The sequence below is a fragment of the Terribacillus saccharophilus genome (assembly GCF_002272745.1).
GTDB lineage: Bacteria > Bacillota > Bacilli > Bacillales > Amphibacillaceae > Terribacillus > Terribacillus saccharophilus_B.
In genome coordinates, this window is sequence record NZ_NPBD01000015.1 from 195,847 (window position 1) to 220,679 (window position 24,833).

Consider the following 24,833-nt stretch of genomic DNA (forward strand, 5'->3'; position numbering starts at 1 on the left):
ACAAAAAGAATAAGATTCTTCTTGCGCATCCTTTTATCCTCATGCCTGATTAGTTCAGTAACACGTATAAATGTAATGCACATTATAGTTTATTGGTCAAACGGTACAGATGCAAAGTGAGATAGACCGTCTCCGCTTCTTGCACTGGACGTTTTAACGTTTGCTGTAATATTTTGACTAGCTTCCAAGCAGTATTATAGCATAGCGGGTATTCATTTTTCAATAAGGTCATGATCTTGTCCGGCTCCCGGACTTCCTCTCCCCGTTTTATCCGGTCGATCGCAAATCGGAAATGACGGACGAGTCTTATATAATTGATGCTTTCGCGATCCACTGTAATGGCTAAACTCTTCTCGATTACTTGGAACATCTGTGCGATAAGTCTTGTATATTGACTTAGCTCTCCTACTGGCTGATTGATACAGGCACTGTGAATATGCAAGGCGATAAAACCGATTTCCCCGTCTGGAAGCTCGATGCCGAGCCGTTCATTTAATAATGATACTGCCTCACTAGCTACTGTATATTCTTTTGGATAGATGAATTTTGTTTCTACAGCAAAAGGGTTTTTGATATCCAAACCTTGTTCCAGCCGTTTCATTGCAAAAGCTAAATGGTCCGTCAATCCGACGTGGATATGCTCATTCAGCGGATGCTCCATCCGTTTTGCTATTAAATAAATTACATCATTCATCACTGCAACAAGCTCTTCATCGACATGATTCAGCATCTGTTTGTAGCTCTTTTGCTCCTTTTCATCTTGAAGGACAAACAGTTTTTCAAATGCTCCTTCCTCAAGTCTGCTGCCTGCTTTCTTCCCGAAACCAACTCCCTTACCGATCAGCACGACTTCTTTCGCTGCTTCGTTTTCAGCAATCAGTACATTGTTGTTCAATACCTTTTGGACAGAAAAGGAATTCCCCATAGACTATCTCCTTTTATTATTCATAACGACATTGTAATAGATAATTAGTCCTTTGTGTAACTTTTTGAATCCGCTTTCTTTCCTATATAGAAAAAATGTATAGCTATTTTCTGCTATACACTTCTTTATACGGGCTCTGGTATCGATGTATGCAATAATAAATCCGCGAAATTACGCGTTAGCGGCAAGGCATCATCCAAGCTGCGAGAAGTACCATATGCATAAAGGAACGGGCTATGCTTCTTTTTCCTGATAGCAACCCGGCAGCTGGCTTCTTTATATTTTTCTCGTACATCCATACATGCAAGCAGCTGGTCAAATGTCAGTATTGCGATTTCTCCGCCAAGAAGATCTTTCTTACTGCAAATCAGTACAAAGAGCTGGTGTCGCTCTTCATCAGACCATTGCAGCAGACGTTCTCGTTCTTCATCCGAGAAGCGGAAATTCCACGTATTAGTCGAACTTGTCGCGTACTTGGAATATACTTTCATCCGATTCGAACCTGTTTCCAGCTGGTAAACCCGTCGTTCCTTACTTTCTTCGATCAGGGCAGGTACAATCTGCATGGATACAAGCTTAGAAAGGAAGGCACCATAATAATAATCATATTTGTTCAACATACTATCGTTGCTCCTATCTTTGTTGTCCCAACAGTATAGCATGGCCTTAGATTTTTTTGCAGATGCCTGTTACAAATAATAACCCGCTTACGAATGAGCATTTTGTTTGCTACCTTTTTCACAACTCTCTAGAATAAAGTCCATATAAAGGAGGAATTATTCCCAATGAATGAAAAATACGCTTCTCTTTTCGAGAGTTTAACTTTACCAAATGGCGTTACGTTGAAAAACCGCTTCGTACTCGCTCCGATGACACATTACTCTTCCAATCCTGATGGTACGATCTCTGATCAGGAACTTCCATATATCGCACAGCGTTCCAAGGATATCGGCTTGGTCATCACTGCTGCATCCAATGTATCTGATAGCGGGAAGGCATTCCCTGGACAGCCTTCTGTTGCCCATGATACTGATATCCCCGGCTTGAAGAAGCAAGCAGATACAATTAAGGCTGAAGGAGCAAAAGCAATTATCCAGCTGCACCATGGTGGACGTGAAGCAGTAGCTGATCTTGTGCCTAATGGAGACATTGTTGCTCCAAGCGCTGTTGAAAAAGAAGGAGCAGCTACTCCGCGCGCATTGGAAACTGCAGAGGTTCAGCAAATCGTAGAAGATTTTGGTGAAGCTACTCGGCGTGCTATCGAAGCTGGCTTTGATGGCGTAGAGATCCATGGTGCAAACGGCTATATCATTCAGCAGTTTTATTCTCCATTCTCCAATCGTCGTGATGATGAGTGGGGCGAGCGTTTACGCTTCCCATTGGCTATCATCGACAAAGTCACGGAAGCTGTAGAAAAGCATGGCTCAAAAGACTTTATCGTTGGTTACCGCTTCTCTCCAGAAGAACCGGAAACACCTGGACTTACGATGAAAGAAACGTTCGAATTAATTGATGCACTTGTAGAAAAACCATTAGATTACCTGCATGTATCTTTGATGGACTTCCATTCCACAGCACGACGCGGTGCTGATACAAATGCAAAACGTATTGATTTAATCAAAGAACGAATCAATGACAGAATACCATTGATCGGCGTTGGGTCCTTGTATTCCGCTGAAGACGTAGCCGCAGCGAAAGCGACTGGCGTCCCACTGATTGCTTTAGGTCGTGAATTGTTAATTGATCCAGAATTCGCAACGAAGCTTAAAGAAGGACGCGAAGATGAAATCATCCGTCTGATTGACCCTGCTCGCGCGGATCACCACGGTTTAACAGAAACACTTTGGAATATCGTATTGCAAACAAAAGGCTGGGTTCCGACAAAAGCAGAGTAATAGCGAAGCGGATCCTATTATGCTTTAATGGAATAAAAGCATCCAAAGGAGAGAGCCCACATGGCAAAAATTTCAGCATTAGTATTAAAACCAGAAAGAGACTTCGCTGCAAAGTCTGTACCATCCGATCCGCAAGGCATTCAGAAATTTGTCGGCGGTTCACCTATCATGACAAGACTAGTTGATGGTATTGTTGTCGTCAGCAATGAAAGTGCTACGGAAAATGATCCGTTGAACTTCACTATTTTCCAGCGTCACAATGACCATGTTCATGAACTAGGCAAACTATATGGTGATGCTGTATTTGCAGCAGAGTCTGATAAAGGATTGACTAGCCTCGACAAGGACCAGAAACAAGCTGTTAAAGAATGGTTCCAGTTCGGTCGGGATAGACTTCTATTAAATGAATAGACGAAAAGACCCTCTCATAAGAGAGGGTCTTTTTTATGCATTGTGCTTTTCAACAAAACGCTTTATCCGTTTCATCGCTTCTGTCAGCTGCTTCATTGAAGTCGCATAAGAACAGCGAATATAACCTTCTCCGCTTTCCCCGAATACACTTCCGGGTACAACGGCAACCTTTTCTTCAATCAGCAAGGCTTCTGCAAAGGCTTCGGAACTCATTCCGGTTTCTTTGATAGATGGGAAGATATAGAAAGCTCCGCCCGGTCTATTTGTCTCCAAGCCCATTTCTTCAAAAGCTGACGTAACAAAGTTTCGACGCTGACGATAGCTTTTCCTCATATGCTCTACACTGGCAGATCCACTGCGCAGCGCTTCGACCGCACCGTATTGGGCCATCGTCGGCGCACACATGATTGTATACTGATGAATCTTGGTCATTGCTTGGATCAGTTCAGCAGGACCTGCAGCATAACCGAGACGCCAGCCTGTCATCGCAAACGATTTAGAGAATCCAGAAATGAGAATCGTGCGATCCTGCATATTCGGTAAGCTTGAGAAGCTCACGTAATCAGCTTCATAGCTCAACTCTGCATATATCTCATCAGAAAGAACGAGCAAGTCATGTTTTTCCACAAGCTCTGCAATCGGCAGAAGCTCCTCCCGGTTCAACATAGTGCCGGTCGGGTTATTCGGATTACATAGGATAATTGCCTTTGTTTTTGACGTAAGAGCATTTTCCAATTCTTCCGGCTGCAACTTAAAGCCATTCCCCGCCTTCGTCCCGACAGAGACTGGTACACCTCCTGCCAATGAAACAGCCGAAGCATAAGCAACAAAACATGGCTCGACAATGATTACTTCATCACCTGGGTTCAGGACAGCTCGCAAAGCAATATCGATTGCCTGGCTGGCCCCTACCGTCACGATCACTTGATCCGCCGGACGGTAAGTCACAGAGTATGTTGTTTTGAGATAATCGGAAATCAGTTCCCGCAGCTCCATCAGTCCAGCATTTGCTGTGTAAGCTGTATACCCTTGCTCGAGCGAATGATAGCTTGCTTCAATAACATTCCAAGGCGTGACGAAATCTGGTTCACCAACTCCCAAGGAGATAACATTATCCATTGTAGAAGCTAAGTCGAAGAAGCGACGAATCCCAGAGGGTTTCAAAGCATCGACATGCTCCGCAATGAATCGGCTCGTATCCAGACTCATGGACTCACCGGCATTCTGCGATCATTATTGTCATCCTCACCGAAGATGATGCCATCATGTTTATACTTTTTCAGGATGAAGTGAGTGGTCGTCGAGATAACTGTGTCCAATGTGGACAGCTTTTCAGATACAAAACGTGCCACCTGCGACATAGTTTTGCCTTCCACCGAAACGGACAAATCATATGCTCCTGACATTAAATAGACAGCTTTCACTTCCGGGAAACGATAAATACGCTCTGCTACATCATCGAATCCTTTGCCTCGAATAGGTGTTACCTTTACATCAATCATGGCAGTCACACCTTCATGACCACGCACTTCCGTCCAATCAATCAATGTTGAATAACCGTGAACAATCTGCATTTCCTCAAATTTATGGATAGCTGCTTCTACTTCATCAACGGACAGCTCTACCATCCGCGCTATCATATGTACATCCATTCTTCCGTTTTTCTCTAATAGCTCTAATATTTCTATCTCTTTCTTATCCAAGTCTGTCACTCCTCTAATACCTTAATGATGTAAGTTCTATTTTATCTGAAAACAAAGAATTGAGAAACCGAAAACGGATTCACCACAGATTTATTACCCGATAATGATCCGTTCTTCCGGATTTCGCACGGCAGTCTTCTTGATTCGAAAAGCTAACGCGAACGCGATGGTAATCGGTCCAACACGGCCCATGAACATGAGGAGAGAAAGGAGTATCTTACCTGGTTCTGAAAGCTCTGGTGTCAGTCCCAGTGTCATCCCAACCGTCCCGAAAGCAGAAAGCACTTCGAACGCAATATAATTGAGTGCAGCACCTTTCTCCGTAATAGAAAGCAAAAATACAAATAGCGATACAAGAAGGACGGAATATGTCGTGATCGAAAATGCCCGGAACACTAAATCTTCCGGTATCCGCCGATTTCTAATATTCACTTCCCGCTTCCCTTTAATCAGTGCCCATACTGCAAACAACAATATGGCAAAAGTAGTGACTTTAATGCCCCCTGCCGTTCCTCCGGTTCCGCCGCCGATAAACATAAGCGCCATTGTTACCAGCTGTGATCCTAATGTCAGATCAGCTGTATTCAGCGAGTTGAAACCTGCAGTCCGCGGAACTACACCGTGGAAATAGGAAGCTAATAGCTTATCATTCCATGACAAATTTCCGATAGTAGCTTGGTTACCATATTCCAATAAAAAGATCAATATTGTCCCGCTAACGACAAGTACAGCAGACATCCATAGAACAACTTTCGTATGAAGCATCAGCCGTTTTCTTGTTTTTCTCTTCTGGAAGATATCAGCTACGACAATGAAGCCAATTCCCCCTAATAGCAGCAGAGTTGTCAACGTAAGATTGACTATTGGATCACCAACATAAGTAGTCATACTGCTGAAATTCCCCATAATATCAAATCCAGCATTATTAAATGCAGATATCGAATGAAAGAGCCCGTAATAAAAAGATTTCGAATAGCCAAACTCATCTCCCCAGTGAATCCCGAGGATAATCGTTCCAATCGCTTCACAAACAACAGTGAATAAGAGAACAAACCGCACCATCCGGACAATACCTTCATACGAATCCTGATTGAGTGATTCTTTAACTAGATACCTCTCCTCAAAGCTTATATTACGGCGAAGAAGCAATGCAATGAATACGGTAAGCGTCATAAATCCTAATCCGCCCACCTGGATAAGACACAACAGTACAATTTGCCCAAATAAAGTAAAGGTGGTCTGTGTATCGACCACTACCAGCCCTGTCACACAAACAGCTGAAGTTGCCTCGAATAGCGCATCAATAAAAGAAAGATGGTGCCGATCCGCTGTCGCAATCGGAAGCATTAGAAGAATCGTGCCCAATGCGATCAACAGGAGAAATCCCAGCGCAAAAAATTGCGGCGGATTGATTTTTATACGGTGAAACAGCTTCCTACTTCTAGTCGGCATGTCTAAACAAGTCCTTTTATCATATTTTAAATCTCACTAATACTATATATCATTCGATTATAATACTGAAAAAAGGGTGAATATGCTATGGTATATTGTAGCTAAATGAAGAAAAGGATGTTCGACATGCATATAGCAATTATCGGAGCAGGAATAGCGGGATCTGTTACCGCTTATAAACTTGCCAAAGCAGGCATGCAGGTAACTGTGATCGATCGTTTCGACCAAGGACAAGCGACAGATGCAGCAGCCGGAATCGTCTGTCCATGGCTCTCTCAGCGGCGCAACAAAGATTGGTATCAGCTAGCCAAAGGCGGGGCTCGCTATTACCCGGAGATTATCGAGGAACTCCGGCTTGATGGCGAAGAGGAAACAGGCTATGCCCGTGTAGGTGCCTTAAGTTTACATCAAGATCCCAAGAAATTAGAAGCCATGCAGAAACGGGCAGAAAAACGCAGAGACGATGCTCCGGAAATGGGAGCCATCACTATGTTGGAAGAAGATGACGTACGTCAGCTTTTTCCATTACTTGCACCAGGGTTTGGTGCCGTACACGTCAGCGGAGCAGCACGTGTTGATGGACGGGCTTTACGCAATAGCTTGCATCGGGCAGCCAAGAAATACAACGCTCGTTTCGTTTCAGCCGATGCTCATCTTTCAATGACTGCAGGACAAATCGTCGTGACAGCCGGCGATGAAGAATGGATACCTGATCAGGTTGTAGTCACAGCCGGAGCTTGGGCCAAAGAGCTGCTAGCACCGTTAGGCTATAGCATGCAAGTCAGCTTCCAGAAAGCACAAATTTGTCATTTACAGCTGGACACCGATCAAACAGAAGACTGGCCTGTTATTATACCCCCCAACGATCAATACCTGCTTGCTTTCCCAGACGGCAGGATGGTAGCTGGAGCCACACACGAGAATGATGAAGAAATGAATACAAAAATCACCGCTGGCGGCGTGCATGAAGTGTTAAGCAAAGTCATGCAGCTTGCACCCGAATTAGCAGAAGCTATGTTAACTGAGACGCGAGTTGGCTTCCGGCCATTTACACCTGGCTTTCTTCCGGTATTCGGCCGCCTTCCAAAGCATCAAAATCTTTATGTAATGAATGGATTGGGCGCATCAGGTCTTACAATGGGGCCGTTTGTTGCCTCTCAGCTCACGAAGTTGATACTAGGACAAGAAACCGATATCGATATTTCTGCTTATAATCCGGAAGGTGCGTTAGTATAAAGTAAGCCCATGTTTAGCATGGGCTCTTTGTCATAATTAGGAACCGTAAGCCATCGGACTCCCGGTTAAAACGATCTACTTCCCGGAAACCAGCCTTTTCATAAAGGTGGATAGCACGTTCATTGAAAGCAGCTACCGTAAGTCGGTATTGGTCCTGCTCGATATTTTTCTTGATCCAATTCAAAATTTCAGTGAAAAACTGCGTTCCTCTTCCTTGTCCGGTCTTTTCTGGTACCATCCCGACTCCGATATCCAAATAAGTACGGTCACTATAGTCACCGCCAAGCACCCGTGCATCATCTCCAACACAGAAATATCCCAGCAGGTTCCCGTTTTCATATACCCCATAATAGTCACCGACCATGAGCATCATGACTGCACCCTCCGTGTAGGTCAGGTTATAGAGGTCGTATGGCGGGGAATAGCGCCAATGCAATACTGCATACGCATCATCTGCAGTTAATGATTTTATCTCATATCCCATCAAAAGGACTCCTTCTATCAGTTGTTGCTTGTATTATAGCATTTTCCATCTACAGAGAAATGGGTATACTTGAACTTAAGAAAGGACGGTTTTGCTTATGGAATTACGGCAGCTGCGCTATCTGATCGAAATTGTGAAACAGAAGAGGCTGACGAAAGCAGCAGAAAGCTTGCATGTATCTCAGCCCGCCCTCAGTAAAACAATCAAGAGTCTGGAAGAAGAACTCGGTATCACCTTATTCAAACGTACGAACAAATCCACTACCTTGACCGATGCCGGCAAAGTGGTACATACCTATAGTCAGCAAGTGCTTGCCCAATTGGACGAGATGCAAACGACCCTCCAAGATCTTACTGATCTGAAGCAGGGGTCTGTCACTATCGGGATTCCGCCGATTATCGGGAGTCTCTTCTTTCCGAAGGTCATGGCTCGCTTCCACCAGACCTATCCGAATGTCAGGATCAATATTACCGAATATGGGGCTGCCCGTGTCGTAAAGGCAGTAGACGAAGGGGAATTCGAGCTTGGAGTAGCTGTTCTGCCTCAGGATGAAGCAGAGTTCAATTATTATCCGATTGTAGAGGAAGATATGAAGCTAATGGTGCATCGCGATCATCCGCTAGCGGATCGGGAATTGGTTGAGCTGAAGGAATTGAAGGATGAAGATTTCATTTTTTATAATGAAGAATTTGCTTTACACGATATTATGCGAAAACGCTGCATCGAGGAAGGCTTTGAACCGCATATCCTCTTCAAAAGCGCGCAATGGGATTTCATCAGTGAAATGGTCGCTGCTAACTTAGGAGTCAGCCTGCTTCCCGAATCCATTTGTAATCGTACCTATAATGCTGATATCCGCATTATCGATATAACACCGTCTATTCCTTGGAACTTGGCAATCATCACAAAAAAGGACAAATATATTTCCTATGCCGGAAGACGTTTCATTGAGTTTTTCCTCTAATTCAATATAACTATAAGTTATACACAATATAATATATATGTATTTTACGAATACGTGAGACCGCAGTATGATGGAGTTATCAATAAAAATAGTTATCGATAACTTTCTGTTAGGAGGAAGAAATATGGTACGAAAAACGATTACCATGCTTTCTCAGCTAGCGATCATTCACGTATTTTATTTTGCCGGTGTCGGCTTAGCACATATATTATCTCTTCCGGTACCAGGCTCCATTGTAGGTCTGGTCTTGTTATTACTAAGCTTATTTGCAGGCATCGTCAAACTGGAATGGATCGAGAAAGCAGGGGGCTGGCTGTTGGCTGAACTTCTGCTTTTCTTTGTCCCATCAGCTGTCGGCATCCTGAATTATAAGGAAATGTTGAACTGGCAAGGTCTGGAGACTGTGCTCCTGATTCTGATCAGCACCTTCATCGTGATGGCCGCTACTGGATTCACTGCTGAGAAACTGTATAGAAGAAAAAGAAAAGGAGGACACACACAATGACTACCGCACTGATTATCTTAATAGGCACCATTGTAACCTACGTCATCTACCGCGCCTCAAAAGTTGTGTACAAGAAATGGCCCATGCCTTTCTTCCACCCGCTGCTGCTGTGTCCTTTGATTCTTATCGGTATTATCCAGCTGGCTCATTTGCATCCGAGTGATTATGCCTTATCTTCAAGTCTTTGGACACATATGCTCGGACCTGCTACTGTTGCCTTTGCGATTCCCATCTATAAACATGCTCCCCTGTTGCGAAAAAATATCATGATTATCTTAACTAGTATTGCAGCCGGTACATTGGTAGCAATCGGTTCTTCCCTGCTTTTGAGTCTAGTTATGCGATTCAATGGTGATTTACTGATCAGCCTCCTGCCTCGTTCCATTACAACACCGATTGCAATTGAAGTATCGAAAACGATTGGCGGCTTACCGACCTTGACGACCGTCTTCGTTATCGTTACTGGTGTAACAGGCGGTATCATCGGCCCGTATGTCATTCGGCTGATGGCACTCAAATCCCCTGTTGCCCGCGGCTTAGCACTTGGTATGGGAGCTCATGGAGTGGGTACTAACAAAGCAATGGAATATGGTGAGCAAGAAGGTACGTTCTCGACTATCGGCATGATTATGGCTGCCGGTATGACATTGATTTGGGGCGGCTTGCTCATACCTTCCTTGCTGCAAATCACTATCCTATAAAAAAAGCATTTGCCAAAAATGGCAAATGCTTTTTCTTATGCATGTTTTTTGCGAAGAATGAACATGCTTACTGTGATGATTACAAAAGCGGTAAATGCTAGCAGCGGAATCGTGATGAATCCAAGCCAGTTGATATAGTGGCCTGAGCACGGTACACCGCTGGAACAGAGACTCGCTCCTTGTAAAGCGGGTACCTTCTGATGCAGGTAATGATAACCTGAAATAAGTAATCCGAGAATACTAAGCGGCAGCACATACTTATAAATTCGAACATCATTTTTATAAAATGCGATACCTAGTATGATAGCTAACGGATACATGAGAATCCGCTGGTACCAGCATAGCGTACAAGGCACGAATTTCATAATTTCACTGAAATAGAGACTGCCTAGCATCGCAATGACTGCAGTTATCCAGGCAAATAACAGGCTCTTATTCATCAGTTCGCCTCCTGCGTTTCCTCATCCACCATGTCGATCAAGTCGTTCATATCTTGACCTTCGAATAGTTTCCCATTTACGAAGATTGTTGGAGTACCTTGCACACCAAGGTCATCCGCAAGTTCTGTATCTGTTGAAACTGCATCATCGGTTCCATTATTCTGATACACTTGCAACACCTCTTCAGCTTCTTCATCGCTGACTACTTCACGAAGCTTGTCCATTAGGAAATCATCAGTGAAGCTGGTATTCAAATCTTCCGCGAAGAGAACATCGTGGAATTTCCAGAATCCATCATCTCCAAGCACTTGGTAAACTGCCTCACTGAATTGCGCACCCTTCTCGGAGTCTGCATTGATGATCGGCATATTCATGAAGTAGAAGCTTGCCTTACCAGTTTCGATCAATTCCTGATCGATCACCGGGAAATTATTATGATGGAACTCTTGGCAGTGGATACATTTGTAATCGCCAAATTCAACTATTTTAACCGGGGCATTTTCATCACCGAGGAAAGGCTGACTGCTGTAGTTGATGTCCTGCGCCTCATCACTGGAAGACCCTGTATAATTATTAATGAGGACCAGTGCTACTACTAAAAGGATAATCGCCAAAACAACCCAAACAATGACCTTAGATGCTTTAGAAGCAGCTCCTGATGTATTGCCTGCGGATTTTTTCTTTTTTGCCATCTCACTATCGCTCCTTTTTTACAGAAATAAGATGATAGATTTCTTCTATCACATAACATCATAACATTAAAAAGTAAAAATGGATGCCTTGCAACAAATTTGATTACAGGTATTTTTATGCGCAAGTCTCACACTAAATACTTCACCCGTTTGAATTAGTTTGTGAATTGCATTACAATATAATAGTTCTGATTATGGCCTTTTTTTATGGGTATCACAGAAAGAAAAGAAGGGATTTACTTGAAAGAATATCATTTACCGCAGGCACCGGCACGACTTAATCTGCGTGATGCATTACGTGTCAGATCGGCTGCCTACCCTTGGAATCGAGCAATTGGATCTGGCCTTGCCACCTGTCTGCCAATATTGATAGGTTTATTGTTAGGTGATATCATCCATGGATTTTCAGCTGCGCTCGGTGCTTTCACATTCTTATATATAGGAACAGAAACGTATAAACAACGAGCCAAAAAACTTGCCGCCGTAGCTATATGCCTTGCTGCCGCTATGGTCCTTGGAAGTCTGCTTGCTCCGTATACAATTATGCTCTCTATAGTCGCAGGTATCATTGGCATAATTGCCTTTTATGTCCTGAACACCTTGCAGCTTCTCATACCAGGGCCAATGTTCTTCGTCTTAATATTCTGTATGGCTACAGGGCTGCCAATAGACCCGCATAGTGCGTGGGAAAGAGGATTATACGTCCTGCTTGGAGGAGCATTATCTTGGCTTCTTGCCATGGCAAGCTGGCTTTGGACAAAAAAGAACCACGAAAAACAAGTTTTGGTCAAATCCTACAGACAGCTTATGACCATGCTGCAATCCACTGGGACATCATCGTTCTATCAGATGCAGCACCTTACCGTCCTGACGTTAAAGCAAGCTGACCGAATTATCTATGCGTCCAAAAGGCAGCCAGCTGCATTGCGTTTACATGAGCTGGCTGCAGATATTTTCTATACATTGACACAGCTCAATAATGACAGCCTCTCATCAGATTTGCGAAAATCGTTAGAAAATCAGCTGACTGCAGTAATCGATGCACTCGAAGATGCAAAAGGCAACTGGCCTGCATATACAAAGTCTGACCAGTCAGTAGTACGCAATCTCCAACTTGAATTGGAGCAGGCATATGAACTTTCCTCCAAAGCAACTGCTGAGGAAGCTGTCCATGTCGAGACAGAATCTGCTTGGAGTGTGCTTCGAAATGGTCTTTCACGTAAAAACAATACCGTCCGGCACGCTTTATTTTATGGACTTTTTATTATGATCGCTTCGCTGCTGGCGCACAGTCTCGGATTTAACCGCCCATATTGGGTGCCTGTAGCCTGTGCTGCTGTACTTATCGGGGCGAACACGACACTCACTATTCATCGGGCAATCCAGCGCTCACTAGGCACCATTGTTGGTACCGTAATAGGTGGACTGATTTTATCACTGGAACCGTCTGGTTTTTATCTCATTCTCGTTGTCGGTCTGCTGCAGCTCTGTGTGGAACTAGTGATAGTACGCAACTACGTTTTTGCTAACATGTTCATTGCTCCACTTGTCCTTGTACTGGTAGAGACAATGAATCCAGGCAATACTGTCAGCTATTTCGTAACAGCAAGGGTCGTCGATACGATTGTCGGAAGCTTGATTGCTATACTCGCTGTTTTGCTTTTATGGCGAGGTATCCATACTCGCTTCCTCCCAATCATTCTAAAAGAAACAATCCTGAATATGCAGGAGCTGCTCCGTGCAATTCATTCAGGAAATCGGGAAAAGACACATACAAAAAAATTAATGAACAATTTGATTGAATTGCGAGCTGCATATGATCGAAGTCTTGGCGATTTCTCAGCTTCCCAGCAGCAGGCTGAAGTTTTGTGGCCGTCCATCATGCACACGCAGCATGCAGGCTATTTGCTCATCTCCCTCCGCAAGAACAAAGATAAGTTAACGGAAACTCAATATGATGCAATTCAGAACCAGCTCGGCAGCATTATGACCGGTCTTACAACAAGACAGCCAGTATCCTTTGAAAAGTACGAGGAGCTTGATTTACAGCGGGAGCTAAACCAGCTGCAGTCTGCTCTTACACAGCTTCACAAAACAAAGGATGCGGCCAAGCTCGCACCTAATTGACCTTCTCTGACTACAGAGAAGGTTTTTTGTGTGTTACAGGGATGAGAAAGAAGGGTACGATTAAACACAAGAACAAGAAGACAGGAGCGGGATATCATGCAAACTGAACAGAAAAAACGCCCGGTCGTCGCTTTGACTGGAGCGAGCGGCTATATAGGCAGTCATCTATTGGATAAATTGAAAGAGCGCTTTGACATCATCGCCCTATCACGGAGCGGTGACAAGCGGGAAAACACAGAACAGGTAACATGGAGGTCTTGCGATTTATTTTCCCAGATTGATACCGAAAAAGGTCTCCAAGGAGCAGATATCGCCGTCTACCTTGTCCACTCGATGAGTCCCTCTGCCAAGTTAACACAGGCAAGATTTGAGGATATGGATGTCATTTTAGCTGATAACTTTGCCCAATCTGCCAAGAAAAACGGCGTGAAGCAAATTGTTTATTTAAGCGGGATCATCCCGCCGGAGGAAAAACTATCCCGTCATCTTCGCAGCCGATTGGAAGTGGAGAAAATCCTGGGATCTTACGGCGTACCTGTGACGACAGTTCGAGCAGGACTGATTGTTGGTCCGAAAGGCTCTTCTTTCCCAATTGCTGAAAAATTGGTCAAACGGCTGCCAGTCATGGTCTTACCAAGCTGGACAAAAACAAAGACACATCCAATCGCGCTTGCCGATGTACTAACCGCCTTACAAAAAAGCGTGGGGAACAAGGACGTTACTGATAAGGCAATTGATGTCGGCGGCCCAGATGTCATGACTTATAAAGAAATGCTGGAACACCTTGCGGGCGTAATGGGTAAGAAGCTCCGCAGTTTCAACGTACCATTCCCGAATGTTAAGCTCTCCCGTCTATGGGTGAAACTTATTAGCGGTATGCCAAAAGAGACAGTCTACCCATTGATTGAAAGCCTATCGCACCCTATGGTTGCGCAGCCTTCACACTACGTGGAAGGCATCAGTAATGGTCAGATTTCTTTTGACGAAGCTGCCAAATCAGCTATGGAAGAAGAAAAGCAGAGTAAGAAATCCAAGCATAGCAAAAAAACGTCCCTCCCTTCTCAGCCTTCTAGACAGGACGTGCGCTCTGTGCAGCGAATGCCGCTTCCTTCCGGCAAGGACGCGGGCTGGGCAGCGAAGCATTACATGAGCTGGGTATCTGACTCTCTTCATCCCTTTGTTCGAACAGAAGTGGATGAACAGCTTAATTGCAAGATCTATCTAACATTTACCAAGCAGCCTTTGCTGATTCTATCCTACGCGAAAGAAAGAAGCACCGGCCATCGTGCGCTGTATTACATTACCGGCGGCTTGTTTGCGAATGTAAAGGAAAGTCAGCGAGGCCGCATTGAATTTCGTCAAATACCAGGAAAGCAGGAGATGGTCGTCGCCATACACGAATACTTACCGTCCTTGCCTTGGTTCGTCTATAAATATACTCAGGCACCTATCCATATGCTCGTTATGTTCTTGTATCGGAAACATCTCGAGCGCCTGATCAGCCATAAACAGCAGCCCGGTTTACAAATACCGCAGAGTGCAGCACAGCATTGAAAAAGGCAGCGCCTATTGCGCTGCCTTTTTCTTTGGAAATATCTATGTTGAAAAGCTAATACTGCATACCCATCATTAAAGTTATTATTTCAGAGATTAATTGAGTCCCCAGTTTCCTGATACCAGAAGAGTGAATAGTCGTTCATGGTAGAGGCGTGCCCCAACTGGCGCAGCATTGCAGAAACATTGCCCCGGTGATAGGTACCGTGATTGACTACATGCAGTACAATTTCCGATAACCGAGTTTGTCGCGTTCCAGCATATGGGTTCTCCAGCAGAATAGTTCGGTCCAAGTCGTCCTGGCCTCGCAACCATTCTCTGTATTGTTCTGCTAACTGCGCGAAGTCGTTTGCAAATTGATCTGCAGAATGCAGAAGAGTCTCTTTTTCAAGTGGCATGCACATTTCAAGTGCGTCCTGCATACGAGCACCATTTAAAACCCTATACCAAACACTTTCTACTGCATAGATATGGCCAAAAGCTTGGGCGATAGTCGGAAACGAGGTGTTCACTTCTTCTCGCAGCACATTGACTGGGAGCTCTTTGATCCGGTTCAAGAGGGTTTGATTGGCCCAAGAATGGTAGTTAAACATTTGTTCAGGATAATTCATTCTTATCTTCTCCTTTTTAGATAGATTTAAGTTGTTTCTGATCACATTATAAAAAAAGAAGTATGACAGCAGTCTGTCATACTTCTTCATAAAGTTTAATTGTGTTTTGCAGCTTCTCTTTTAAAATGCCTCGCAGGGCAGCTGGCTCAACAACCTCAGCTCCGCTGCTGAAACTCAGCAGAATTGACCATAACCATCGTGCTTTTAAAGGCTCATAAACAGGAATTCTCATCGTCATGCTGCCATCATCATGAAATTGCTTATCCACCTGGTGAAACTGATCCAACGCTTCCGCCAATGCTTCCTGCCTAACCTTTATTACCACATCAGACACCTTGTTTCTCCATACATTATCAGAAGTAAGATCTTCTTTCGTAATTTCGTCATGTGGCTGAAATGTTTCCTGTCTCAAAGACAAATTCAGCATCCGGGACAATCGGAACTCCCTATAACCCTTTCGTTTTCGGCAAAATCCATTAAGGTACCAATTACTATATTTATAATGAAGCTGCAATGGTTCCACATCACGGGCGGTACGTTCATTCTGTGCATTAATATAATCAAAGCGAATAACTTTTTGCTCCGTTATGCCAGAACGCAATAGACGAAGTGCTTCTGGCGCCGTCCGGTAGCTTTCAAAGTCCACCGAAAGATTCTGTTTTTGATGATCCCTCCCAATCGTTTGAAGGCGCTCAATGGTGCTCTGTGCACGCTCATCTTCAAATACAGTGGCAAGGCTGCGGAGCACCATAATCAGAGAATCAACATCGTATGAACCGAGCAAACTTCTGTCCATCTTGTATCCGTCCATTATGCCATAACCACCCTTATTTCCCTGATACGATATTACTGGGATACCTGCAGCACAAATCACATCTATATCCCGGTAGATAGTTCTTGGGGAAACTCGGAACTCTTCAGCGAGCACAGATGCAGACAGAACTTCGTGGTTCAAAAGTTTGTAGATTATAGAAATCAAACGCTCCAATTTCATATGTTTCCATCCTTTATATCAATTCGAATTCTCACGTGTTTCTCTAAATACAAGGAGCACATCATGCGCTGCCCTCTTATTCTCCGCCTCCCCCATCAAACGAGAAAGTACTATTTTTGTGCAGAACCATATCCATTACAATCATGACAGCAATATAAGTAAGCAAATGGGATTCATCCTCTATTTGCATTTCATACGTATCGCCCCAAGCGAACCATTTCTTCGTTACATGCATCAACGGTCCATTTTCATCCGTCAGTGTGTACTGATGCGACCATACGTCCCCATCCAGGCTCCAGTTCTGAGGTTTCAATGAGAAATTGGCTTTGAAAAAGGTGAAGTTCTTAGTCACTTCGGCAACTTGTTGACCATTTTCTTCGATGATATATCTTGGCTTCAAAAAGGCTAGCTGCTGTTTAATCCCAACAAGAGGCTGATCATTAAGATCAGTGATCGTAAGTCGATCCTGCAGTGAAAAGAGTTTGCTTTTCACACGATAAACCTCCTGCTGTTCTGCATCGAATACCGAAAAGCTATCCTTGAAGCTGAATACTTTCTGTTTGATATAATATGTCCCCATTACCCCACCTCCGCAAATTCTCTATTTCCTTCATACGAAGGTACGGAAGCTTTTGTTCCACTTTCTAAATAAGTTCAGTTTTTTCTTTTTGCGCTACACGTTCAACACTGGCATACCGCTGGCGCAATGCCATTTCACAAAACAAGATGCCAAGCAGCGTAAAGATAATATAGCTGAATCCCATCCCATACTTACCGACCGATTCTCCCACGATGATGCCTCCTGCGCCAATCAGCTTTCCGAATTGGAACACAAACCCATGGAATGCCATGTATGTCCCGCGTTTCGTATCATCAACCATGTCAGCCAGCATGCTTTGCCTAGTTGGTACATACATCAGTTCTCCTAAGGATAAAATCAGAACAGCTGCCGCCAATAGAAATGGACTATTACTGATAGCCATAATGACAAATCCTATGCCGAACAGGACAAAGCCTGTGTACATGACTAGACGCTCATTATGCCCTTTGATCAGTTTGGTGACCAACCCGGTGAAGAGCACAATCAACAGTGTATTTTCCACAGTCAGAAGACTGACCAGCCGCAGTCCATCTATGGATAAACTGAAGCCGAAAAAAGACATGCCCATCTCTGTGATATCTTTCTCCATACGAACCGTCAAATAATTGCTCCGCTGAAATTCAAGCGATAGGATAGCGATTCCGCTAAGGACAAACAGCAAAAAAGCTCTGTCCTTGCCAACACTGCGATAACTTTGGAATAAAGATTTTAATCCAAGGTCTTTCTTTTCTCCAGCCGCCGTACGAACCGTGTACGTTTCTTGGATGAAAATAATTGTAATAGCCATGGTGATGACAGACATTACCACTAATCCAAGAAGCAGCTGGAACATATAATCCTGGAACAGCCAGCCACCGATCGTAAGACCAATCATCATAGCCAAATTGTTCGCCCAATAGTTGATGGCGTACATATAAGCACGTGTTTCCTGTGTACTCACGTCAATAAGCATTGCCTCTTGTGCTGGCATTATCATCCCGCTGGCAATACTGATCACCATTAACATTGCAAAGGTGATGGTTGCGGAAGTAAAACTTGGTGTATTGGCCAAGACCATTCCGATGAACGCTGCCGCTTTTGCACCTTCACCGAGTACCATCATCTGTTTCCTTCCTATCCGGTCGGCTAAGTGTCCGCCATAAAGACTTGCCAGGAATTGAATAACAACATTGAGCATCATGAGTACCCCTGCAATTGTCGCATTCATTTCTTGAACAAAATAGACTGCCATAAACGGGAAGATCATGCTGCCAATCATGCGGCTCATAAATGATGTATAAATACGTATTCGTATATTCGGATGCAGACTTCTGAACATTTCTGCTCCCCCTCTCTCTTTTTTCCATTATGTAGAAGTTCAAAAGAGGTAAAAAGTGTATAATTTTATTAAAGATGTCACCTTTTAGGAGGGGAAACGACTTGGATATAAGCTACTACCTAGTAAGAGCCCATTTATACGAGAAAGAAAAGAACGGGCAAGTATCGTGTACGCTGCAGGAAATTGAGGTTATTTGGCAATGCACGAGAAGGCATGTCATCCGCAAGCTGAAGAAGCTGGAGGATTTGGGACAGCTACGCTATCAGCCAGGACGTGGCAGAGGCAGAAAGTCCACACTTTCATTTCCGAGCGATTTTCGTGAAGACGTAGAAAAGTTTCTGAGATTTTGTATTCAAGAAGACAAACCTACTATCCTCTTCCAGCTCTTGCAGCTGCCAATCCCCCGCCACTGGTATGCCCATATGACAGAGCTTGAGCAGCTTTTCGGCTACCAGCAGCAGGAAGGACAGGATACACTTCGCACCGTCTTCAACCGGCCAATTACAACGCTTGATCCATGTGCAAGCTCGATCACCTTCGAAAGCCATCTGATTGAGCAGCTGGGCGACACACTCGTTATCTACGATCAAGATTTAGACAGTATGCACCCACATCTTGCACATCATTGGAAAACGAATGAAGATAGTACCGAGTGGGTTTTCTACTTGCGAAAAGGCGTTCTTTTTCATCACATGCGGGAGATGACATCAGAGGATATAGCTTATACAATACAGCGTTTCAAACCGGATTCACCAAATTATTGGCTCGTTAGTGATGTAGTGCAGACAGAAGTGATCGATCGTTATATCATTCGTATCCAGCTAGCAAAACCAAATCCCTTTTTTCTTCGTTACATGGCGAGTGTAAGCATGGCCATCCTTCCCCGAGACGTACTGTTTAATGAATATGAATGGGTAGCAACCGGACCTTATCAATTGAAGGAAAGGACGCAGCAAAAACTTGTACTCGAGGTTTTCCCATCCTACTTCCATATGCGGCCTTTTCTGGATAGAGTTGAGATGTGGCGAATCAAGCCCGGTGAAAAGAAAGTAAATTACAGTTTGCCCGATCAGCATGGACCGACGCAATCTCACTATGAAGTTGAGCAAGGGTTCCGATTTCTTGCATTCAACTTTCATCGTGATTCTATCATCCAGGACAGATATTTCCGTGAAGCTATGTATCACTTAGTAGATACCGAGAGAATTTTCACCGAATTAAATCTGGAGCAGCTGTTTGGTAAACTAAAACATGCAAGCAGCTTCTTTCTTGAGAAGTCCGTTACACCTAAAAAGAGTGAAATGAAACTGCAGGAAGCACTGAAAAAATCAGCTTACCAGGGCGAATCATTGACGGTTGGTGTCCTGCGTCATAAATCTGCCGGAATTCAGGCCGAATGGCTGTCCCAAGAAGCTGCTAAGTATGGCATTATCCTTGAATTATGCGAATATGAACTGGACAGTATTTATAACAAAAACGAGATGCTTGCATTCGACATGGTCTTCATGGGGGAAGTTGCTAATATCGATCGGGAGCTCTCCTTCATTGGCGCCTTCAAGAATGAAGCATTGTTATTCCGAACATACTTTGGTCCATCTCACCTCCAGAAGATTGATACTTATTTGGAAGCTTTTAAAAACGGTAAAACAAAGCAAGAAAGATACAAAATTGCTGATAAAATCGAATCTTATCTTCACCAGGAACAACTGATCATTTTCCAAAACCACCCGATGAAAGAACGAACTCATACCGCTTTCCTGCAGGATTTTGAGCTAACCGGCTTCGGCCATCCGAATTTCCGTAAGCTATGGATTGATAGATTGACTTAAGAAAAGCACCACAAATCTATATTGGTAGAAATCATTCTGCAAGCAGCCGTGAATATGCTGTACCTGCATTACTCTGGACGATACAACTAAAAAAGGACTGCTAGGAAAGCAGTCCTTATGGTTTCAATATGACCTTTATACAACCATCTGTCTTCGTATCGAATTTTTCGTAGCCTTCTTTTGCTTGATCGAGGGGAAGGATATGTGTAATGATATCAGCCAAGTCGACCTTCCGATCCTGAAGCAGGCCATGTAAATACGGCATCGTGTGGATAACAGGAGCTTGTCCGCTCTTGATTGTGACGTTGCGCTGGAAGATATCCCCGAAAGGAAACGCATTATAACGGCCACCATATGCCCCTGTCACCTGGATGTTGCCACCCTTCCGAACGCACTGTGCCGCCATAACAAATGCACCTAATGCTCCGCCTTGAAGCTTCAGTCCGCTGCCGATGAACTCCATTGGCGTCATCTTTCCATCCATGCCAACAGCATCGATGACGACATCAGCTCCGCCTTTGGTAATTTCCTTTAAGTACTCCCCTGTATTCTCATGTTGCTCGAAATTCACTACCTCTACATTATTGGTACGCTTGGCATGCTTCAGGCGATACTCGATGTAGTCGACAGCAATAACGCGTTTGGCACCTTTCAGCCAAGCGAATTTCTGTGCTAGCAAGCCAACCGGACCACACCCGAAAATGATAACCGTATCACCTGGCTTTACGCCTCCATTATCAACAGACCAGAAAGCCGTTGAGCCTGCATCTGCCAGCAGAATCAGCTGTTCATCTGCAACTTCCGAATTCTCCGGAATCTTGAACGGTACAAAGTTACCATATGGCACACGCATGTATTCCGCTTGTCCTCCGGGGTAGCCCCCATTGTTATCTGAGTAACCAAAATAGGCACCCATCTGACCATTTTTATTGCTGTTGTCACATTGGCTTTCCAAATCATGTTGACAGAAAAAGCACTCCCCGCAGCTCACATTGAACGGAATAACAACGCGGTCACCCTTTTTCACTTTTGTTACCTCGGGGCCAGCTTCCTCCACGATTCCCATTGGTTCATGGCCGATAATATAATTCTCCGGCATATTCGGAACCATGCCATGAATCAAATGCAGATCAGAACCGCAAATCGCTGTAGCTGTCAGCTTAACGATGATATCATCCGGCTTCTTGATAGAGGGTGCCTTTACTTCTTTTACGCGAACATCTTTTATCCCTTGATACGTAACAGCCTTCATTGCTGATTCTCCTTCGATTCGGTATTAGTCGGCGTCGCAAACATACCAAGACGGTCGGTGTCATATGGGAATAAATCCATACTGACCACATCAATTGCTGTATTGGCAGCTTTCCGGTCGAATGGGAACTGTGATTTCGGATCAGCTGGAAATAACCAATTGTGTTGTGCCATTAAGGCAGAAATAGCGCCCTGCATTTCAATTGCTTCATCCAAATGACGAACCAGGGTTTGACGCAGCTCTGGATTTACAGCTTCCGTTATTGCAATTGCATAGTTGTTCACTGCTGATTTTGCCGTGATCAGCATTTCTGTACAAATGGCGGAATCCATTAGATCAGGCATTCCTTTGGCGTTTTCTGGATCTAAGTAGTCACGCATTTGCTTCACCTTCTTCTACTAGCTGTGACCTGCTGTATAACTCCTCAAGCTCACGAATTTGGCGTACCGAGGTTTCCACATCTTTCTCCATCAGCTGTTTGATTTTCTGATCAAACACAACACCTTGCAGGAACTTCGCCTTCATGACTGCCGTTGTCTTGAAGTTCAGCAGCTCATGAACTTCCATCGTTTCATGCGGTGCCAGTTGTTGATTATCACTCATCGTCCATCCTCCTTATCTTGTTTCAGCTTGTCCCTGAGACACGATTTTATGTATGTATAAAGCAGCCAGTTTCTCACAAGATAATGTTAAAAGAGGAGGCACATCCGTATGCATCAATCCGGTATTCATGAAACAATGGAAGCAATGGAGCTGTTGAATACAGCTTGTCTTTCGCTGACAAAGTCCTCAGGTATGCGATTTTTGGCAAAGGATGAAGGGCTTAAAACGCTGCTGACAGCTCAAGCGGATGCAGATAAACGTCATATCCATATGCTGCAGCGCTTTCTGAACCAGGAGGAACAGCATGGATAAGTTTATTGAAATACTAGGATCTGCTCGGGAAGTTACAGATCAAGTAATAGTGACGGATTTGCTGGTCACTATTAAAACCGGCATCATAAACACCGCAAAGGCTATAAATGAAACGAGCAACGAACAGCTGCGCACCGATTTGAAATCGAAGCTGCACGAACACATCGAGCAGCATGAACGTGTTTTCAGCTATATGATGGAGCATGGCTATTACTTCCCACAAACACCGGAACTACAGATTCATGTACTGAATGAAACCGCCGAGACAGTACTTACACTGAATAAGGACTAATCAGGAAAGCACGGGCCCTATGCTCGTGCTTTCTGCTTTGTAAGCTGTTCTTTTGCTTTCTATTCTTTCACCTACGTATAATAATCCGTAGAGCATGTAAGTCGCATGACGAAATAGGAGGCTATTATGAACGACTTCATCAATCAATTGCACAATCACCGTTCCGTACGGACATTCACTAATAAAAAACTGACACAAGAGCAACTGGATGCAATCATGGGGGCAGCTATCCAAGCACCGAACTGGATTAACGGCCAGCAAGTTTCCGTTGTCGTCGTGACTGACAAGGAAAGAAAACAGCAGTTAGCTGCGCTTTCCGGTAATCAGAAACATATTGATGACGCAGCAGCTTTTCTCGTTTTCTGCATGGATTACAGCCGCGCCAAGCATATAACGGAACTACATGATAGGAAACTTGAAGTTATCGGGGATATTGAGGCTGTACTAGTAGGCTCTACTGACGTTGGCATCGCACTTGGTACTGCTGTTGCTGCAGCAGAATCAATGGGTATTGGCACCGTACCGATCGGCGGAGTTCGCAGAAGCCCCGCCGAAATTTCAGAGTTGCTTGAGCTGCCAGAGCTTGCTTTCCCAATCTCTGGTCTCGCTATCGGCTATCCTGCTGATCCGCTGCCAGCACAAAGCCCTCGAATTCCAATGGAAGCTTTCTATCATAAAGAAACATATGTACAAAACCAGCAGGAAGCGGTCGAAGAAATGGATAAAAGACAGCAAGAAGCTATTAAAACCCTAACTGGTGAAACAAAAGAGCACCCTTGGTCGGAAAGAATTGCCGCTTTCTATTCCGAACGGTATAAAGAATACGGAAAAGTAACAGACGTTCTGAAACAGAACGGATACGATTATAAATAAAATGAACCAAGCAGAAAGGAAGTATAAATGATGACCAGAACACCTTTATCGGTTTTGGATTTATCACCTGTACCAGACAATAAAACACCGAAAGAAGCTTTCGAAAACAGCAAAAAGCTGATTCAGCACACAGAAAAACTAGGATATAACCGCTACTGGGTTGCTGAGCACCACAATATGCCAAGCATTGCCAGCTCTGCAACTTCTGTATTGATCGGTTATCTTGCCGGCCATAGCTCCACTATCCGTGTCGGCTCCGGCGGTGTGATGCTGCCGAACCACTCTCCGCTAGTTATTGCGGAGCAATTCGGGACATTGGCAACGATGTATCCAGACCGTATCGACCTTGGATTAGGACGTGCACCTGGTACAGACTACATGACAAGCCGCGCTTTGCGCCGTGATGCGCATACAAGTGCAGAGAACTTCCCGGAAGATGTGAAAGAGCTGCTTGCATATTTCAGTGATGCCAACTTACCAATTAAAGCACATCCTGGACATGGTACGAATGTGCCGGTATATCTGTTAGGTTCCAGCACGTTCAGCGCTCAGCTTGCTGCGATGCTCGGTTTGCCTTTTGCATTCGCCAGCCACTTCGCACCAGGAGAGCTGCACAATGCACTTCGGTTGTACCGAGAAAGATTCCAGCCATCCGTATACCTGGACAAACCTTACGCAATGGTAACTGTTAACGGTATTGTTGCAGATACAAATGAAGAAGCGGAATTCCTTTCTACGACTTTAAAACTTAAGTTCCTAAGCATCATCCGCGGCCGCTCCGGGTCTTCCACTGCCCCAGTCGAGAGCATGGACCATATCTGGAACGAACATGAAAAGCTTCATGTCACAAACACGCTGACATATTCCTTCGTCGGAGATAAAGAAAAAGTAGCCAGCGAACTGGAAGCCTTCCACGCGAAAACACAATTTGATGAACTCATCGTTTCGGCAGACATTTATGACCAAGAAAAACGCAGAAATAGCTATACATTGCTTTCTGAGCTTTGGAAGTGATCGTAAAAAAAGAACCTCATTTTAGAGGTTCTTTTTTACGTTTTT

General features: G+C 44.3%; 28 protein-coding genes. 13 read left to right on the plus strand and 15 right to left on the minus strand.

Annotation, left to right across the window (positions count from 1 at the left end):
- Window positions 1-82 precede the first annotated feature (82 nt).
- Both glcT and CHH58_RS15215 read right to left on the minus strand, forming a co-directional pair.
- Window positions 83-925, minus strand: coding sequence for a glucose PTS transporter transcription antiterminator GlcT (gene glcT / locus CHH58_RS15210; protein ID WP_095228576.1), 843 nt, complete (start codon window positions 923-925; stop codon window positions 83-85).
- A 125-nt stretch (window positions 926-1,050) separates the two neighbouring features.
- Window positions 1,051-1,545, minus strand: a complete 495-nt coding sequence (locus CHH58_RS15215) for a hypothetical protein (protein WP_038557764.1) — start codon at window positions 1,543-1,545, stop codon at window positions 1,051-1,053.
- 165 nt (window positions 1,546-1,710) lie between these two features.
- On the opposite strand from CHH58_RS15215, the gene CHH58_RS15220 reads away from it, so the two are divergent.
- Entirely contained in the window at window positions 1,711-2,820 is a 1,110-nt protein-coding gene (locus tag CHH58_RS15220) for an NADH-dependent flavin oxidoreductase (protein WP_095228574.1), read from the plus strand.
- A 60-nt stretch (window positions 2,821-2,880) separates the two neighbouring features.
- A complete protein-coding gene (locus CHH58_RS15225; protein WP_038557760.1) occupies window positions 2,881-3,231 on the plus strand; it encodes a DUF3846 domain-containing protein in 351 nt (116 codons plus the stop codon).
- A 33-nt stretch (window positions 3,232-3,264) separates the two neighbouring features.
- On the opposite strand, the gene CHH58_RS15230 is transcribed toward CHH58_RS15225, so the two are convergent.
- From CHH58_RS15230 to CHH58_RS15240, 3 genes are all read right to left on the minus strand, one after another.
- Window positions 3,265-4,440 (minus strand): aminotransferase, encoded by a 1,176-nt coding sequence (locus CHH58_RS15230; RefSeq protein ID WP_095228572.1) that lies wholly within the window; start codon window positions 4,438-4,440, stop codon window positions 3,265-3,267.
- A complete protein-coding gene (locus tag CHH58_RS15235; RefSeq protein ID WP_095228668.1) occupies window positions 4,437-4,883 on the minus strand; it encodes an Lrp/AsnC family transcriptional regulator in 447 nt (148 codons plus the stop codon). The genes CHH58_RS15230 and CHH58_RS15235 overlap by 4 nt, the downstream gene beginning before the upstream one ends.
- 144 nt (window positions 4,884-5,027) lie before the next feature.
- Window positions 5,028-6,386 carry a TrkH family potassium uptake protein gene (locus CHH58_RS15240; RefSeq protein WP_095261409.1) on the minus strand — a complete coding sequence of 453 codons (1,359 nt, stop codon included), beginning with the start codon at window positions 6,384-6,386 and terminating at the stop codon, window positions 5,028-5,030.
- A gap of 126 nt (window positions 6,387-6,512) precedes the next feature.
- Between CHH58_RS15240 and CHH58_RS15245 the strand changes: the two genes are divergently transcribed.
- Window positions 6,513-7,622, plus strand: coding sequence for an NAD(P)/FAD-dependent oxidoreductase (locus CHH58_RS15245; protein ID WP_095233445.1), 1,110 nt, complete (start codon window positions 6,513-6,515; stop codon window positions 7,620-7,622).
- A gap of 13 nt (window positions 7,623-7,635) precedes the next feature.
- On the opposite strand, the gene CHH58_RS15250 is transcribed toward CHH58_RS15245, so the two are convergent.
- Complete coding sequence (locus CHH58_RS15250; RefSeq protein WP_095233444.1) at window positions 7,636-8,106, minus strand: GNAT family N-acetyltransferase; 471 nt, start codon at window positions 8,104-8,106, stop codon at window positions 7,636-7,638.
- A 97-nt stretch (window positions 8,107-8,203) separates the two neighbouring features.
- Here CHH58_RS15250 and CHH58_RS15255 point away from each other — a divergent pair, with 97 nt between their 5' ends.
- The 3 genes from CHH58_RS15255 to CHH58_RS15265 all read left to right on the plus strand — a co-directional run bounded on the left by CHH58_RS15255 (window position 8,204) and on the right by CHH58_RS15265 (window position 10,276).
- The gene (locus tag CHH58_RS15255) at window positions 8,204-9,070 is read left to right on the plus strand and encodes a LysR family transcriptional regulator (protein WP_095228564.1); all 867 of its coding nucleotides are present in this window, start codon (window positions 8,204-8,206) and stop codon (window positions 9,068-9,070) included.
- Window positions 9,071-9,194: 124 nt separating this feature from the next.
- On the plus strand, window positions 9,195-9,575 hold the full coding sequence (locus CHH58_RS15260; protein WP_095262761.1) for a CidA/LrgA family protein: 381 nt from the start codon (window positions 9,195-9,197) through the stop codon (window positions 9,573-9,575).
- Entirely contained in the window at window positions 9,572-10,276 is a 705-nt protein-coding gene (locus CHH58_RS15265; RefSeq protein ID WP_095261410.1) for an LrgB family protein, read from the plus strand. The genes CHH58_RS15260 and CHH58_RS15265 overlap by 4 nt, the downstream gene beginning before the upstream one ends.
- Before the next feature lie 35 nt (window positions 10,277-10,311).
- Here the strand turns inward: CHH58_RS15265 and CHH58_RS15270 are convergent, their stop codons facing one another.
- Window positions 10,312-10,716 carry a disulfide oxidoreductase gene (locus tag CHH58_RS15270; RefSeq protein ID WP_095228560.1) on the minus strand — a complete coding sequence of 135 codons (405 nt, stop codon included), beginning with the start codon at window positions 10,714-10,716 and terminating at the stop codon, window positions 10,312-10,314.
- The gene (locus CHH58_RS15275; RefSeq protein ID WP_095261411.1) at window positions 10,716-11,408 is read right to left on the minus strand and encodes a DsbA family protein; all 693 of its coding nucleotides are present in this window, start codon (window positions 11,406-11,408) and stop codon (window positions 10,716-10,718) included. Before CHH58_RS15275 ends, CHH58_RS15270 begins: the two co-directional genes overlap by 1 nt.
- A gap of 240 nt (window positions 11,409-11,648) precedes the next feature.
- Here CHH58_RS15275 and CHH58_RS15280 point away from each other — a divergent pair, with 240 nt between their 5' ends.
- Together CHH58_RS15280 and CHH58_RS15285 are read left to right on the plus strand one after the other, a co-directional pair.
- On the plus strand, window positions 11,649-13,535 hold the full coding sequence (locus CHH58_RS15280) for an FUSC family protein (protein WP_170937654.1): 1,887 nt from the start codon (window positions 11,649-11,651) through the stop codon (window positions 13,533-13,535).
- A 96-nt stretch (window positions 13,536-13,631) separates the two neighbouring features.
- A complete protein-coding gene (locus tag CHH58_RS15285) occupies window positions 13,632-15,089 on the plus strand; it encodes an NAD(P)H-binding protein (protein WP_095262763.1) in 1,458 nt (485 codons plus the stop codon).
- Window positions 15,090-15,178: 89 nt separating this feature from the next.
- On the opposite strand, the gene CHH58_RS15290 is transcribed toward CHH58_RS15285, so the two are convergent.
- The 4 genes from CHH58_RS15290 to CHH58_RS15305 form a co-directional block, all read right to left on the minus strand.
- Window positions 15,179-15,700 carry a DinB family protein gene (locus tag CHH58_RS15290; RefSeq protein WP_095233441.1) on the minus strand — a complete coding sequence of 174 codons (522 nt, stop codon included), beginning with the start codon at window positions 15,698-15,700 and terminating at the stop codon, window positions 15,179-15,181.
- Window positions 15,701-15,776: 76 nt separating this feature from the next.
- Window positions 15,777-16,694 carry a helix-turn-helix transcriptional regulator gene (locus CHH58_RS15295; RefSeq protein WP_095228550.1) on the minus strand — a complete coding sequence of 306 codons (918 nt, stop codon included), beginning with the start codon at window positions 16,692-16,694 and terminating at the stop codon, window positions 15,777-15,779.
- A gap of 76 nt (window positions 16,695-16,770) precedes the next feature.
- A complete protein-coding gene (locus CHH58_RS15300) occupies window positions 16,771-17,274 on the minus strand; it encodes an LURP-one-related/scramblase family protein (RefSeq protein ID WP_095228548.1) in 504 nt (167 codons plus the stop codon).
- 64 nt (window positions 17,275-17,338) lie between these two features.
- Complete coding sequence (locus CHH58_RS15305) at window positions 17,339-18,613, minus strand: MDR family MFS transporter (protein ID WP_095262764.1); 1,275 nt, start codon at window positions 18,611-18,613, stop codon at window positions 17,339-17,341.
- A 101-nt stretch (window positions 18,614-18,714) separates the two neighbouring features.
- On the opposite strand from CHH58_RS15305, the gene CHH58_RS15310 reads away from it, so the two are divergent.
- Window positions 18,715-20,442 (plus strand): ABC transporter substrate-binding protein, encoded by a 1,728-nt coding sequence (locus CHH58_RS15310; RefSeq protein WP_170937655.1) that lies wholly within the window; start codon window positions 18,715-18,717, stop codon window positions 20,440-20,442.
- Between the two features lie 115 nt (window positions 20,443-20,557).
- On the opposite strand, the gene CHH58_RS15315 is transcribed toward CHH58_RS15310, so the two are convergent.
- From CHH58_RS15315 to CHH58_RS15325, 3 genes are read right to left on the minus strand one after another with little or no spacing between them, the layout of a single operon-like run.
- Window positions 20,558-21,694, minus strand: a complete 1,137-nt coding sequence (locus CHH58_RS15315) for a zinc-dependent alcohol dehydrogenase (protein WP_095262766.1) — start codon at window positions 21,692-21,694, stop codon at window positions 20,558-20,560.
- A complete protein-coding gene (locus CHH58_RS15320) occupies window positions 21,691-22,074 on the minus strand; it encodes a spore coat protein (protein WP_095219930.1) in 384 nt (127 codons plus the stop codon). Before CHH58_RS15320 ends, CHH58_RS15315 begins: the two co-directional genes overlap by 4 nt.
- Window positions 22,067-22,297, minus strand: coding sequence for a spore coat protein (locus CHH58_RS15325; RefSeq protein WP_095228540.1), 231 nt, complete (start codon window positions 22,295-22,297; stop codon window positions 22,067-22,069). Before CHH58_RS15325 ends, CHH58_RS15320 begins: the two co-directional genes overlap by 8 nt.
- 108 nt (window positions 22,298-22,405) lie before the next feature.
- Between CHH58_RS15325 and CHH58_RS15330 the strand changes: the two genes are divergently transcribed.
- The 4 genes from CHH58_RS15330 to CHH58_RS15345 all read left to right on the plus strand — a co-directional run bounded on the left by CHH58_RS15330 (window position 22,406) and on the right by CHH58_RS15345 (window position 24,788).
- A complete protein-coding gene (locus CHH58_RS15330; RefSeq protein WP_095228539.1) occupies window positions 22,406-22,609 on the plus strand; it encodes a hypothetical protein in 204 nt (67 codons plus the stop codon).
- Window positions 22,602-22,901: a spore coat protein gene (locus CHH58_RS15335; RefSeq protein WP_095262767.1), complete on the plus strand. Its 300-nt coding sequence runs from the start codon at window positions 22,602-22,604 to the stop codon at window positions 22,899-22,901. Before CHH58_RS15330 ends, CHH58_RS15335 begins: the two co-directional genes overlap by 8 nt.
- A 126-nt stretch (window positions 22,902-23,027) precedes the next feature.
- Window positions 23,028-23,774: an NADPH-dependent oxidoreductase gene (locus tag CHH58_RS15340; protein ID WP_095228535.1), complete on the plus strand. Its 747-nt coding sequence runs from the start codon at window positions 23,028-23,030 to the stop codon at window positions 23,772-23,774.
- 27 nt (window positions 23,775-23,801) lie between these two features.
- Window positions 23,802-24,788, plus strand: a complete 987-nt coding sequence (locus CHH58_RS15345; RefSeq protein ID WP_095228533.1) for an LLM class flavin-dependent oxidoreductase — start codon at window positions 23,802-23,804, stop codon at window positions 24,786-24,788.
- Window positions 24,789-24,833: the final 45 nt, after the last annotated feature.

Excerpts from the sequence above, each read along its gene's own strand:
- glcT (WP_095228576.1), bottom strand. The coding sequence starts at position 925 with ATGGGGAATTCCTTTTCTGTCCAAAAGGTATTGAACAACAATGTACTG.
- CHH58_RS15215 (WP_038557764.1), bottom strand. The coding sequence starts at position 1,545 with ATGTTGAACAAATATGATTATTATTATGGTGCCTTCCTTTCTAAGCTT.
- CHH58_RS15220 (WP_095228574.1), top strand. The coding sequence starts at position 1,711 with ATGAATGAAAAATACGCTTCTCTTTTCGAGAGTTTAACTTTACCAAAT.
- CHH58_RS15225 (WP_038557760.1), top strand. The coding sequence starts at position 2,881 with ATGGCAAAAATTTCAGCATTAGTATTAAAACCAGAAAGAGACTTCGCT.
- CHH58_RS15230 (WP_095228572.1), bottom strand. The coding sequence starts at position 4,440 with ATGAGTCTGGATACGAGCCGATTCATTGCGGAGCATGTCGATGCTTTG.
- CHH58_RS15235 (WP_095228668.1), bottom strand. The coding sequence starts at position 4,883 with ATGGATGTACATATGATAGCGCGGATGGTAGAGCTGTCCGTTGATGAA.
- CHH58_RS15240 (WP_095261409.1), bottom strand. The coding sequence starts at position 6,386 with ATGCCGACTAGAAGTAGGAAGCTGTTTCACCGTATAAAAATCAATCCG.
- CHH58_RS15245 (WP_095233445.1), top strand. The coding sequence starts at position 6,513 with ATGCATATAGCAATTATCGGAGCAGGAATAGCGGGATCTGTTACCGCT.
- CHH58_RS15250 (WP_095233444.1), bottom strand. The coding sequence starts at position 8,106 with ATGGGATATGAGATAAAATCATTAACTGCAGATGATGCGTATGCAGTA.
- CHH58_RS15255 (WP_095228564.1), top strand. The coding sequence starts at position 8,204 with ATGGAATTACGGCAGCTGCGCTATCTGATCGAAATTGTGAAACAGAAG.
- CHH58_RS15260 (WP_095262761.1), top strand. The coding sequence starts at position 9,195 with ATGGTACGAAAAACGATTACCATGCTTTCTCAGCTAGCGATCATTCAC.
- CHH58_RS15265 (WP_095261410.1), top strand. The coding sequence starts at position 9,572 with ATGACTACCGCACTGATTATCTTAATAGGCACCATTGTAACCTACGTC.
- CHH58_RS15270 (WP_095228560.1), bottom strand. The coding sequence starts at position 10,716 with ATGAATAAGAGCCTGTTATTTGCCTGGATAACTGCAGTCATTGCGATG.
- CHH58_RS15275 (WP_095261411.1), bottom strand. The coding sequence starts at position 11,408 with ATGGCAAAAAAGAAAAAATCCGCAGGCAATACATCAGGAGCTGCTTCT.
- CHH58_RS15285 (WP_095262763.1), top strand. The coding sequence starts at position 13,632 with ATGCAAACTGAACAGAAAAAACGCCCGGTCGTCGCTTTGACTGGAGCG.
- CHH58_RS15290 (WP_095233441.1), bottom strand. The coding sequence starts at position 15,700 with ATGAATTATCCTGAACAAATGTTTAACTACCATTCTTGGGCCAATCAA.
- CHH58_RS15295 (WP_095228550.1), bottom strand. The coding sequence starts at position 16,694 with ATGAAATTGGAGCGTTTGATTTCTATAATCTACAAACTTTTGAACCAC.
- CHH58_RS15300 (WP_095228548.1), bottom strand. The coding sequence starts at position 17,274 with ATGGGGACATATTATATCAAACAGAAAGTATTCAGCTTCAAGGATAGC.
- CHH58_RS15305 (WP_095262764.1), bottom strand. The coding sequence starts at position 18,613 with ATGTTCAGAAGTCTGCATCCGAATATACGAATACGTATTTATACATCA.
- CHH58_RS15315 (WP_095262766.1), bottom strand. The coding sequence starts at position 21,694 with ATGAAGGCTGTTACGTATCAAGGGATAAAAGATGTTCGCGTAAAAGAA.
- CHH58_RS15320 (WP_095219930.1), bottom strand. The coding sequence starts at position 22,074 with ATGCGTGACTACTTAGATCCAGAAAACGCCAAAGGAATGCCTGATCTA.
- CHH58_RS15325 (WP_095228540.1), bottom strand. The coding sequence starts at position 22,297 with ATGAGTGATAATCAACAACTGGCACCGCATGAAACGATGGAAGTTCAT.
- CHH58_RS15330 (WP_095228539.1), top strand. The coding sequence starts at position 22,406 with ATGCATCAATCCGGTATTCATGAAACAATGGAAGCAATGGAGCTGTTG.
- CHH58_RS15335 (WP_095262767.1), top strand. The coding sequence starts at position 22,602 with ATGGATAAGTTTATTGAAATACTAGGATCTGCTCGGGAAGTTACAGAT.
- CHH58_RS15340 (WP_095228535.1), top strand. The coding sequence starts at position 23,028 with ATGAACGACTTCATCAATCAATTGCACAATCACCGTTCCGTACGGACA.
- CHH58_RS15345 (WP_095228533.1), top strand. The coding sequence starts at position 23,802 with ATGATGACCAGAACACCTTTATCGGTTTTGGATTTATCACCTGTACCA.